Below are 10,603 nucleotides of genomic sequence, written 5' to 3'. Positions count from 1 at the left end.
AAATTGTTGGTTTCGTCAGTCTTTGAAGGAGTATAAGCACGTAACGTCACGCTGCGTGGGAATAGCTCACCGCTGACGGCAACTGAGCCGGCCTTTACCTCGCCATTGCTTTCGATGACGCCCAGATCCGTCAGAAAACGGTCGACGTTTCCGGGTGCGGCGGTCGGTTTCGACGTCGGGTTGCCCGATCCGGCTGTCGTGGCGGGTACACCGGTCGCGGTCGCGGGTCCGGTGGATGCGGGTCCGGTGGATGCGGGTCCGGTGGCAGATGTGCCGGTGCCGGTGCCGGTGGACGTGGTCGTCGTGGTGCCGCTGTTCGTCTTCTCGTCCGAGGACCTGTTGCTCAGGGCCGCGACGAGGACGATTACTGCCACGAGGGCCGCCGTGCCGAGTCCGCCGATGAGCCAGGGTGACGGCTTGCGGTGTGCAGGGTTGGGCGGGGCGGGCTGCCGTGGCGGGACCCATGGTGAGGGTGCCGGCGGTTGCGGCTGCCGGGGTTCGGTCCGTGGCACGTGCTGGGGCTGGGGTGGCTTTGGCGGGGCGACGCTGTAGCGGGTGATTTCCGCCGTCACCGTCGGGGGCAGCCAACCCTCACCGATGCGCAACCGCTCGTCGGTGGACGCCGCCCGGCACAGCTCGATCAACGTCGCCGGGGTGGGGCGAGCGGCCGGGTCCTTGTCCACGCACTGTTTCAGCACCCCGCGTACCTGCTCGGGGCAGCGGTCCCAGTCGGGCTGTTGGTGCTCGATGCGGTGGAATACCGCGGCGTCCGCGCCGAAGGGATACTCGCCGGTGACCGCGTAGTAGGCGGTGGAGCCGAGGGAGAAGACGTCCCCGGCCGCGTCGAGGGACCGGCCCCGAACCTGTTCGGGGGCCATGAACGCGGGCGTGCCGATCCGCACACCGGTCTGGGTGATCGCAGCCGAGGATGCCTCGACCGCTCGGGAGATGCCGAAGTCGATCACCCGGGGGCCGTCGGCGGCGAGGATGACGTTCCCCGGCTTGAGGTCGCGGTGGATCACCCCGGCGGCGTGGATGGACTGCAACGCCTCCGCGACCCCGGCGAGCAGGACCAGGACGGTCTCCGGCGGCAGTGCGCCCTGGCGGGCGACGGCCGCGGCCAGGGAGGGTGCGGCGACGTAGGCGGTGGCCAGCCAGGGGCGTGGGGCGTGGGGGTCGCAGTCGATGACCGGCGCGGTGTACAGGCCCTGGACTCGCTGGGCGATCGCGACTTCCGTGGCGAAGCGGCGGCGGAACTCGGGGTCGGCGGCGAACTCCGGACGGGCGATCTTCAGGGCGACTGGGCGGCCGCCGGGGGTGTAGGAGAGGTACACCGCGCCCATCCCGCCCTCGCCGATCCGGGCCCGGAGCAGATATCCGCTGATCTCGCGGGGGTCCTGTGGGGTCAGCGGCGTGAACACCGCATCCCACGCCGGCTCCGACCCGCCGGACGGTGCTGGTGCTGGTGCTGGTGCTGGTGCCGGCGTCGGCGTCGGCCCGGGTCGGTTCGGGTCAGGCCGGGCCGCCCCTGGCGGCGTGCTGCTCGTCGTCATCCGCGTCACACCACGCCCATGGCGCCGCGGCCGATCAGTATCGCGAGTGTGTCACCGCTGCCCAGTGTGTCTGCCACTTGCCGTCCTCAATCGCGTGCGTCACGTGAGACTGCGCAGCATAGTGTCGCAGAACATGGGTTTCGGTATGGATTGTCGCCACATCCTGCTCCGGACGCGGTGGTCGTCGGTGACACCTGCAGTGGATGGTCAGGCGAGGCCGAGGACGTCGATGAGGCGGCGGGCGCCCGCGCCACCGGAGTCGAGCGCGATCGCCAGTGCCCGGGGCACGTCCAGATCGTCGCGCAGCGCCGCGTCGACCGCGTCGACCGCAGCCGCCGGGTCCGGCGCGGAGCGGGCGCGCCCGGCCGCGACATACAGCTGGTCGAGGGTGTCCTCGACTCCGGTCAGGGCTGACTCGTGGTAGTCCCAGGCGTCCTGCCAGCGTCGGGCGAGGCACAGCAGGCGGACGGCCGCCGGCGTGTGCCGGTCGAGCAGGTCGTCGACGAGCGTCAGATTGCCCAGGGACTTCGACATCCTGATGCCATCGACTCGGACGGAGCCGACCTGTAACCAGGCGCGGGCGAACGGTGCCACCCCGGTCGCGCGTTCGGCGAGCAGACTCTCCACCGCGTGGTGGGGGAAACGCAGGTCCTCACCGCCGGCGTGCAGGTCGATACCGGAGCCGAACGTGTTGAGCACCATCGCCGCGCACTCCGCGTGCCAGCCGGGCCGCCCCGGACCCCACGGGCTCGGCCAGCTCACCCCGCTCTGGCCGATGTCTCGCGAGCCATCAATGCCGGCGCCCCTGCTGTGGCTGTGGCTGTCGCTGTCGCCGGCACGCCAGACCGCCACGTCGAGAGGATCATCGCGTTGCGGGTCGTCCGGGTCGTCGTTGAACTCGGCGGCGAGCGTGACCGCCTCGTCCAGGCCGAGGCCCACCCGTGCCGCCGCATCACTGGTACGCGCGTAGACGGTGCCGTTGCGCAGATAGGCGTGCCCGGCGGCAAGCAGGGCCTGCCCAAGTTCGATCACATGGATGACGGATGCGCGGGCGGTCGGCTCGTGGTCGGGCGGGCGGACGCCGAGCGCGGCCATGCTCCGGTCGAAGGCAAAGCGCCCGATCGCGGCGACCTGATCGTAGGGCATGCCGACCCGGCGGGCCTCGACGAACATCGCGTCATCCACGTCGGTGATGTTGCGTGCGACTTCCACCCGGACGCCCACACTCCGCCAGACCCGGACGGCGAGATCCGTCCACAGGTAGGTGGACGCGTGACCGAGGTGCGTGACGTCGTAGGGAGTGATCCCGCAGACGTACACCCGCGCCCGACCAACGATCGGCAGTGCGGCGCCGTTGAGCCGCAGGGGATCCCGGGAAGGCTCTGCGACGGCATCCATACGGCCAGGATGCCACCTTTCACCTGCCGTCTCATCTGATGACTGGTGCCGGCGGGCATATTCGATCTTATTGGACCCGGGTGCGTCGCCCGCGGCCGCAGGGACATGTCACGGGCAGCTTTCCTCGAACTTGACGACATTGAAGGTGACCGGGGTCCCGAGGGAGTAGGGCTTACCGGCGGCCGGGGACGTCGAGCAGATCTTCCAGTTGCTTGCGACCACCACCACCCGGTTCGCGCCGGTGGCGTCATGCACCGTGACACTTGCGTTGGTTCCGAACGCCGGCCGGACGGCGTTCAGCGACCGGCCGGCGAGGTTCGGCATGGTCGTGCCGATACTCGGGACAGCGGTGTCCACGGCTCCCGGCGCTGGGCAGGACTCCTCGAGTTTGACCACGCCGAAGTCCACCTTGGTGCTGACCGGATGCGTCCCGGCGGCGGGGGACTGGTCGCAGACCTGCCAGTCGCGGTCGAGAATCTGGTGCCGGCCCCGGCCGAGTGCGTCATGAGATGTCAACGTTGTGAAGCCGGCTGCCTGCGCGGTGTCCTGGGCGAACTGGAGACCCTTGCCGACCAGATTCGGCAGGGTGCCCGTTGCGTCCGCGCTCGTGACGGAACCCGGCTTCGGTGTGCTGCCGCCGGCGCGTCCTGAGCTGACGCCGCCGCTGGGACCGCAGCCGGTCAGGGCGAGCGCCGCCGCCGCTGGGAGTGCGACGACCGCGAGGAGCACGATCGCGGACCGACCGGGGTACCAGACCGGCGCCCGCGACTGCGATCCTCCACGCGACCGCCACCGATGCATCGACACATCATCAGGATGACGCCTCCTTCCGCGTCTGTCCGCAGAACATCCAACACCCGATACCGGCGTGCGGACCGACCGTCCGACGCGGCCCATGCTCACTGCCTTACGAAGAGTGCAGCTTCGGGCGGGGCGCCAGCGCGGCGAGAGCAGTGGAACCGCACCTGTCGGGATTGATTTGCATCAGGTCCATCAGCTGGCTCAGCCAAGGTCTTTGGTGGCTCTCCATGCAGGTCGCGACCTGAGCGAAAGACATTCGCCTGATTTCAGTCGTCGCAGCAGAATCGGCGCTAAGATGATTGGTCCGCCGAGGTCCCGACGGCTGTAGCATTGGCTTCCCACGTATTCAGCCCGTGACCAGGTGGAGGACATCATCGAGGTCGCGGACAGGGTTCGTGGCGGCCGGATTGGATTCTATTTGCAGCTCAGGATGGCCTAGTAGTTGACACACCGACCGTGCCGTAGCTACGCTTCTAAAATACGACTTGACGCAACGGATTCGCTGTCTCGCAGGTACCTCTATTCTGATTATGGTGAGGGATTGACCACGATAAAAAGTGCCTCCGCAAAGTGGACCCTGAGTGATGTGGTTGCGCTCGCTGCTCTTCAACCATTGGTCAAGGGCTTTGTCCCGTGGACTGCCTGGTCGATGCGTCCTGCGGCGATTGTTAGTATCATCAATGAACTCGAGTTGAAGCGTCGACGCACGGTCGTCGAGTTGGGCTCTGGAGCCTCCACGATTTTTCTTGCTCGGGCGGTCGAGGGTACTGGAGGCCGATTGGTCAGCATCGAACACAATCATGAATATGCAAATTACATCCGACGTCTTATCAGTCGGGAAGGGTTGGAACGGGTAGCGCAGGTGGAAACAGTTGATCTTAACCGTTACGCGCCTGTTGACACAGGCAAACCAGCCGGCTGGGATCTGCCGGAGGTCTGGTATGATATAGACGTTATTCGTTCGGTTTGTCCTATGGGGATTGACATGCTCATAGTAGATGGCCCACCGGCAGGGGATCAGGGAACGGTACTGGTTCGTGAACCTGCTGTCGGCGCATTGCGAGATAAATTCAATTCGGAATTTTCAATTTTCTTGGATGATGCCGACCGATTGGCGGAACGTGAAACGATGCAATGCTGGGAAGAGCAGCTGGGAATCGGCATGGTAATTGTTGAGCGAATTTCGCTCGGGATGGGGAGTTCTGATGGGGGAATCATCCCAACCCTCTAGCCTTCCGGTGTTATCCGAGGAGGAGAAGCGGAATGTGGATTTTGACATCCGGGTTATTGACGGATCGGTCGGCGTAATTGCGCGCTGGGCACGTGGCAAGCGGTCCGAGATGGAAGCCGCATTGTTCGGTGATTCCACTTCCCTCGAACATCCATACCTGGGGCTTGTCAAGAGTATCGGAAATGGGGCCGCGCTCGTCAGTTCACGTTTATCCGATCTCGGTGTAGTGCTACTTGAAGTCGATCTTCAGCCGCAAGACGAGGATGGCGTCACCGCACCGCTGGATTCCATGTCTAATTCCCGGTTAGCGATGCTGCGTTGCCTTGTGATGTGGGGCTGGGGCACAGGTGCGGAGAGTGAGGAACTCGCAAAGGCGTTGCTGGAACGTCCTATTGGGCCGATCAGTTCTAAGGAACCCCGACTGGCTGCCACTCTTGAAGAAAGCGGCTGGGCTGTCGCGGATGCCTGGCTCCTGACCTCTGTTTCGCCGATCACCGATAGAGACCAGACTCCATGGTGTGTTCGCGGTGCCCGTATTTTATACAGTGACCAGGGTCTCCTGGTCGCCTGGCATGCTCTATTCACGGCGCAGGACTGGTATCGAACGCCGGACAAGAGCCTCATAACGCCGTTGCCGGAGCGTCTCCGCCGTCGTGGTCAACTGTTTGGAATAGAAGGAAATTCCGGCGTAGACTACGCCGGCCGTCTGATTCAAGATATCCTGCAACATCATGAATGGACGGTGTGGCAGCTGACGCAACGTGTCGAGGAGTGGGAACGTGACTTCTTCGGCGCCGCACGCGAAGGTGCGTTCTTCGATGGATTTGATCTACAGAACCTCGGGGTTCGCCTTGATGAGATACATAAACTGGTGGTTCAGCTCAGGCAGGTAGGTAGGGATCTTGATCGGCGCGCTGATCTTGCCTGGTTGCCGGCTCCGACTATGGCGGATCCCGCGCCTTCGATGAATGCTCTTAATCACGAAGTTCATCAACGTGTTAAACAGATGCAAGAGCGCATCGAGAGTCTTAACGGCAGTCTGCGAGAGGGCTGGACGCTCCTGGCAAGCGCTGCCGCGGGAGCGCAGGTCGAGTTTCAGCGAAGCACTCAGGAGCTTCAACAGCGATTTCAGAACGCCGCTGCTTTTGTCGCGGCTCTGGTACTTGTGCCCGGTCTTGTGATCAGTCTGTATTCGGCGAACGTCAAGGGGCTTCCTGGCCTGGGCTACCAGGCTGGCCTACGAAATATCGGCATCTACGCTCTTCTGGGCGCCGCGATTACGGGTGGCTCGCTTAATGCGCTTGCAAATGGTCGTCGGATCTTGGCATACAGCATTCTCTATGTCGGCGTAGTTGGCCTGCTCCTGACAACGCTTATACTGCTCTAGTCTGAGACGAGGCGTGTTGATGTCAAAAGTGTCCATCATTACTGCTGTCACGCGACCGGGCTTGCTACCGGCTCTGTATGAGGCCCTCACACTTCAGGACGTTGCCTGGGAGTGGCTTGTTCAGCTGGATGGAGAAGCCATATCGTGGGTACCGCAACCGGCGGACGAGAAATGGCTCGGTGACGAGAGGGTGCAGCTCGAGCGAAACGCCCGCCCAATGGGATCAGGAACGACAAGAAACCAGGCTTTGATGCGGGCGAGCAATGATCTAATTCTGTGCGTTGACGATGATGACCTTCTTTATCCTAAGGCACTTGGCGCACTGTGTCGCGCGTTGGATAAGTGGCCCGAGTGCTTTGGCGCATGGGGTAGATGCGATGTCCAGCGCAGCGCCGCGACCGAGTCGGAGGTGTTCCGGGCGTGGCATGTTGATGGTCCGATCGAGCCGGGAACAATTCTTAGACGGTTCGAGGATTCCGGCGAATTTGCGGTACACGTTGGCGCCGTTTTATGGCGACGTGGTCACCTAATTGCCGTCGGTGGTTACGGGGCGCTTCCTCGTTCGATCGACACAAATCCGTTCTTGGCGTGTGAAGCACTTTTCCCAGTCTGCTATGTCGATGTACCGGTGTATCTCTATCGCCTCCATGGCCAGCAGATGACCCAGGACGAGAGTTACAAGGCGATGCAGCGGCGTGTCCACGCGTTCAATTTTGAACGTGCGCATCAACTCAACCACCTGCTGCAGATCCGTCCAAAGTAGTTGGCGCTCTCGAGCGGTCGGTGTGTGGGCGTTGGCTGCGCTTGAACGTCGAGCACGAAAACCGGTGTGACGTCGACGGTACAGTCGACGGCGCAGCCGGCGGCAGTACGTCAGTCGTGGTCGGTCATGAAGTCCACGGGGCCCCGATAGCCGCAGCGGAGCAGGACGTCGAGCATCTGCTGGTCGAACAGTGCGCTCGCGTCCCCCATCACCGGCGGGAGATGGCCCAGCAGTTCCAGGGACAGGAAGCCGTGCAACTGTGTCCAAACGATCAGGCACCCTGCCAGCCCTTCCGGTGGGATCGGGTTGCCCATCTCCTCGCGCCAGGCTTCGACCTTGGCACGCAGCGTCGGGGTGAGCTCGGCGGCGAAGTGGGACGGGTCGAGCAGCCCGGCCTGGATCGACTCGGCCATACAGCGGAACAGCACCTGCACCGCCCGGTCCGTATCCGGGCAGGGCTTGGTGTCGGGTGGTGTGTAGTCGGGCACGAGCGTCCCGAAAATCAGCATGTATTCGGTGACGTGTTCGTGTGACCACTGACGGTAGGAACGTGTCACGTTGAGCCATCGCTTGGCGTGGTCATCGGATGGCGCGAGGGCGAAGGCATCCTCGAGCGTGTCCGCCAGCGAGCGGAACCCGTCGGCTATCAGTGCGGCGATGAGCTCGTCGCGACTGTCGAAGTACCGATAGAGCGCGGACGGGGTCAGGCCCATCGTCCGGGCTACCGCCCGCAGTGACACGCCAGCCGCGCCATGGGCGTTGAGCTGGTCGCGAGCGGTCTGCTTGATCTCGTCAATGGTCGCGAGTCGGAGGCGTTCGCGTCTCGAGGCCGGCTTAGGAGGCCGCTGAACAACGTCTGTCCGGCTCGCGTCCCCCCGCGTCCCGCCTGGCGTCGTTGTCGTCTGCCCGGATAGAACACCGCTATCCGGGCCTCCTGCGCCTTGCCAGTCGGGCGCGGATGGCCCGCTCGCGGATCGAACGCCGTTATTCAGCGGCCTCCTGGTCACGTGGGCCATGCTGTGCCGTCCAGTGAACACTGTCAACTTTCTGGGCGATATGTCTTGACTGTGGCCGGTGTGTGCGAACACTGTTCGCTGGAGCGATGACAACTCTCTGGGGGTCCTGGTGTTCGCAAGACTCGCGCACGTGGTCACGCGCCGGCCCAAACAGCTTGTGCTGGTGGCCCTGCTGGTCGTGGCCGCTACGGCAGTGCTCGGTGTGGGAGCGTTCGGGAAGTTGTTGACCGGGGGCTTCGCCGATCCGCAGTCGGAGTCCATCCGGGCGAAGCATGCAGTTGACGCACATTTCGGCGGTCAACCCAACCTGGTGCTCCTCGTCACGGCCCGGTCGGGAACGGTCGACGACCCCGATGCCGTGGCCGGTGGCAGGGAGGTCGTCCGTCGGCTCGCTGCCGAACCGGGGGTGAAGCGGGTGATCTCGTACTGGGACGGAGGTGGTGCCCGGTTGCGTTCGACCGACGGCCGCCGCGCCCTTGTCGTGGCCCGGGTACCCGATAAGGACCGAGTCAAGGAACTGGTGACCGGCTACGAGAAGGTCGTGGACGACGCTGCTCCCCTCACCGTGACGCCAGGCGGCGGGGCGACCATTAACAAGGACGTCAACAGTCAGGTCACCAAGGACCTCGCCGTGGCCGAGTCGATAGCCATTCCAATCACAATGGTGCTGCTGGTGCTCGCCTTCGGCAGCGCCGTCGCAGCCCTGCTGCCGCTGGTCGTCGGCGTGGCCGGCATCTTCGGCGGGCTTGCCATCCTTTCCGTTCTCGCCAGCCTCACCGACGTCTCGATCTTTGCGGTCAACCTCACCACCGCGCTCGGGCTGGGTCTGGGTATCGACTACACCCTGCTGATGGTCAGCAGGTTTCGTGAGGAGCTCGCAGCCGGGTCGGATCGCGCCGACGCGGTCGCGACCACCATGCGCACGGCCGGCCGCACCATCCTGTTCAGCGGCGCCACCGTCGCGGTGGTGCTCGCGGTGATGTTGGTGTTCCCGCCCTTCTTCCTGAAGTCGATGGCCTACGCCGGCATCGCCGTCACGGTCTTCTCGGTTCTCAGCGCGCTGCTGGTCGTACCCGCGGTGCTGATGCTGCTCGGCCCGCGGGTCAACGCGCTCACGGTCGGCCGGGCGCGGTCGGGCTCAGCGCAGGCGGCCGAATCGGGTGCCTGGCGGGCCATCGCGTCCGCGGTCATGCGTCGGCCGGTACTCACCGGCGTGCCCGCTATCGCCCTGCTGCTGGCGCTCGGGATCCCCTTCCTGCACGTCTCCTTCAGCGCCCCGGATGACCGGGTGCTGCGGAACACCGCTGCCAGCCGTCAGGTCGGCGACATCGTCCGGGCCGACTTCTCCTCGAACGTCCCCGCGGCCACGACCGTCGTCGTGCAGAGCACGGCGCCCGTGGACGGCCCGGCGCTCGCGTCCGGGCTGGCCAGGTACGCGGGTGAGCTTTCGACCGTGGCGAACGTGGCCGGCGTGAACAGCGCCGCAGGCACCTTTGCCGGCGGCCGCCAGAGCGCGCCCGCCGGCCCGGCTGACGCCCGGTTCACCGCCGGAACCGTCACCTACCTTGAGGTGGTTCCCTCGGTCGACCCCGCATCCAGTGCGGGCCAGGACCTTGTCAAGGCAGTGCGTGCACGGCCCGCGCCGGCGGGAACATCCGTACTCGTCGGCGGGCCGTCGGCCGCCCTGGTCGATGGAAAGCACACCATCGCCGCCCGGTTGCCGCTGGCCATCGGGTTGATCTCGCTTGCCACGTTCGTGCTCCTCTTCCTGTTCACCGGTAGTGTCGTAATGCCGATCAAGGCGTTGATACTCAGTGCGCTGTCGCTGACCGCCGTGCTCGGAGCCGCCGTCTGGATTTTCCAGGACGGGCATCTTTCTGGCATGCTCGGTTTTCTTCCGGGGCCGCTGGACACGTCCATGCCGGTGCTGCTGTTCTGCATCGCCTTCGGTCTGTCCATGGACTACGAGGTGTTCCTGCTGTCACGAATCAAGGAGGAGCACGACCGCGGCGTCGACAACGCCGAGGCCGTCGCGGCCGGCCTTGCCCGCACCGGACGGATTGTGACCACTGCCGCGGCCCTGCTCGCGGTGACCTTTGCGGCGTTTGTGACATCGTCGGTCACCTTCCTGCAGATGTTCGGCCTCGGCACCGCGCTGGCGATCGTCCTGGATGCCACCCTTATCCGGGGGGTGCTGGTCCCGGCGTTCATGCGGTTGGCCGGCAAGGCCAACTGGTGGGCGCCCCGGCCGCTGCGGGCACTGCATTCCCGGATCGGCCTGGCCGAGGCGCCTGCATCGATACTGGACAAATAGGAGTACAAACAGTCGGACGAATAAGCGGGAATTCCATCGAGACACCATTGTGGGTCTTGTCACGACCACGTATGGGGCTCTAATCTCGATCCATCCGAGTTCGTCTGGACTGTAACTGTGGGCGGGTGGAAACGGTTCCC

The 10,603-nt window shown here is 64.7% G+C and carries 8 protein-coding genes; 4 read left to right on the top strand and 4 right to left on the bottom strand.

The annotated features are described in order from the left end of the window. From U9980_RS13865 to U9980_RS13855, 3 genes are all read right to left on the bottom strand, one after another. Positions 1 to 1,553, bottom strand: a 1,553-nt coding sequence (locus U9980_RS13865) for a serine/threonine-protein kinase (RefSeq protein WP_416210268.1), incomplete at its 3' end; no start/stop codon positions are given. Positions 1,554 to 1,760: 207 nt separating this feature from the next. Further along, the gene (locus U9980_RS13860; RefSeq protein WP_322768289.1) at positions 1,761 to 2,951 is read right to left on the bottom strand and encodes a cysteine--tRNA ligase; all 1,191 of its coding nucleotides are present in this window, start codon (positions 2,949 to 2,951) and stop codon (positions 1,761 to 1,763) included. A 108-nt stretch (positions 2,952 to 3,059) separates the two neighbouring features. Continuing rightward, positions 3,060 to 3,680, bottom strand: coding sequence for a hypothetical protein (locus U9980_RS13855; RefSeq protein WP_322768288.1), 621 nt, complete (start codon positions 3,678 to 3,680; stop codon positions 3,060 to 3,062). A 613-nt stretch (positions 3,681 to 4,293) separates the two neighbouring features. On the opposite strand from U9980_RS13855, the gene U9980_RS13850 reads away from it, so the two are divergent. Genes U9980_RS13850 through U9980_RS13840 form a run of 3 tightly spaced genes read left to right on the top strand, consistent with a single transcriptional unit; the run spans position 4,294 to position 7,133 of the window. Further along, complete coding sequence (locus tag U9980_RS13850) at positions 4,294 to 4,983, top strand: class I SAM-dependent methyltransferase (protein WP_322768287.1); 690 nt, start codon at positions 4,294 to 4,296, stop codon at positions 4,981 to 4,983. 34 nt (positions 4,984 to 5,017) lie between these two features. Next, positions 5,018 to 6,370, top strand: coding sequence for a hypothetical protein (locus tag U9980_RS13845; RefSeq protein ID WP_322768286.1), 1,353 nt, complete (start codon positions 5,018 to 5,020; stop codon positions 6,368 to 6,370). 19 nt (positions 6,371 to 6,389) lie between these two features. Next, on the top strand, positions 6,390 to 7,133 hold the full coding sequence (locus tag U9980_RS13840; protein WP_322768285.1) for a glycosyltransferase: 744 nt from the start codon (positions 6,390 to 6,392) through the stop codon (positions 7,131 to 7,133). 110 nt (positions 7,134 to 7,243) lie between these two features. On the opposite strand, the gene U9980_RS13835 is transcribed toward U9980_RS13840, so the two are convergent. Next, positions 7,244 to 7,930 (bottom strand): TetR/AcrR family transcriptional regulator, encoded by a 687-nt coding sequence (locus U9980_RS13835; protein ID WP_416210269.1) that lies wholly within the window; start codon positions 7,928 to 7,930, stop codon positions 7,244 to 7,246. Positions 7,931 to 8,258: 328 nt separating this feature from the next. Here U9980_RS13835 and U9980_RS13830 point away from each other — a divergent pair, with 328 nt between their 5' ends. Further along, the gene (locus U9980_RS13830; RefSeq protein WP_322768284.1) at positions 8,259 to 10,463 is read left to right on the top strand and encodes an MMPL family transporter; all 2,205 of its coding nucleotides are present in this window, start codon (positions 8,259 to 8,261) and stop codon (positions 10,461 to 10,463) included. Positions 10,464 to 10,603 lie beyond the last annotated feature (140 nt).

The organism is Protofrankia sp. Cr1 (assembly GCF_963555865.1).
GTDB lineage: Bacteria > Actinomycetota > Actinomycetes > Frankiales > Frankiaceae > Protofrankia.
Note: the sequence above shows the minus strand (reverse complement) of the source record. Positions and strands in the feature narration are given on the sequence as shown.

Excerpts from the sequence above, each read along its gene's own strand:
- U9980_RS13840 (WP_322768285.1), top strand. The coding sequence starts at position 6,390 with ATGTCAAAAGTGTCCATCATTACTGCTGTCACGCGACCGGGCTTGCTA.
- U9980_RS13860 (WP_322768289.1), bottom strand. The coding sequence starts at position 2,951 with ATGGATGCCGTCGCAGAGCCTTCCCGGGATCCCCTGCGGCTCAACGGC.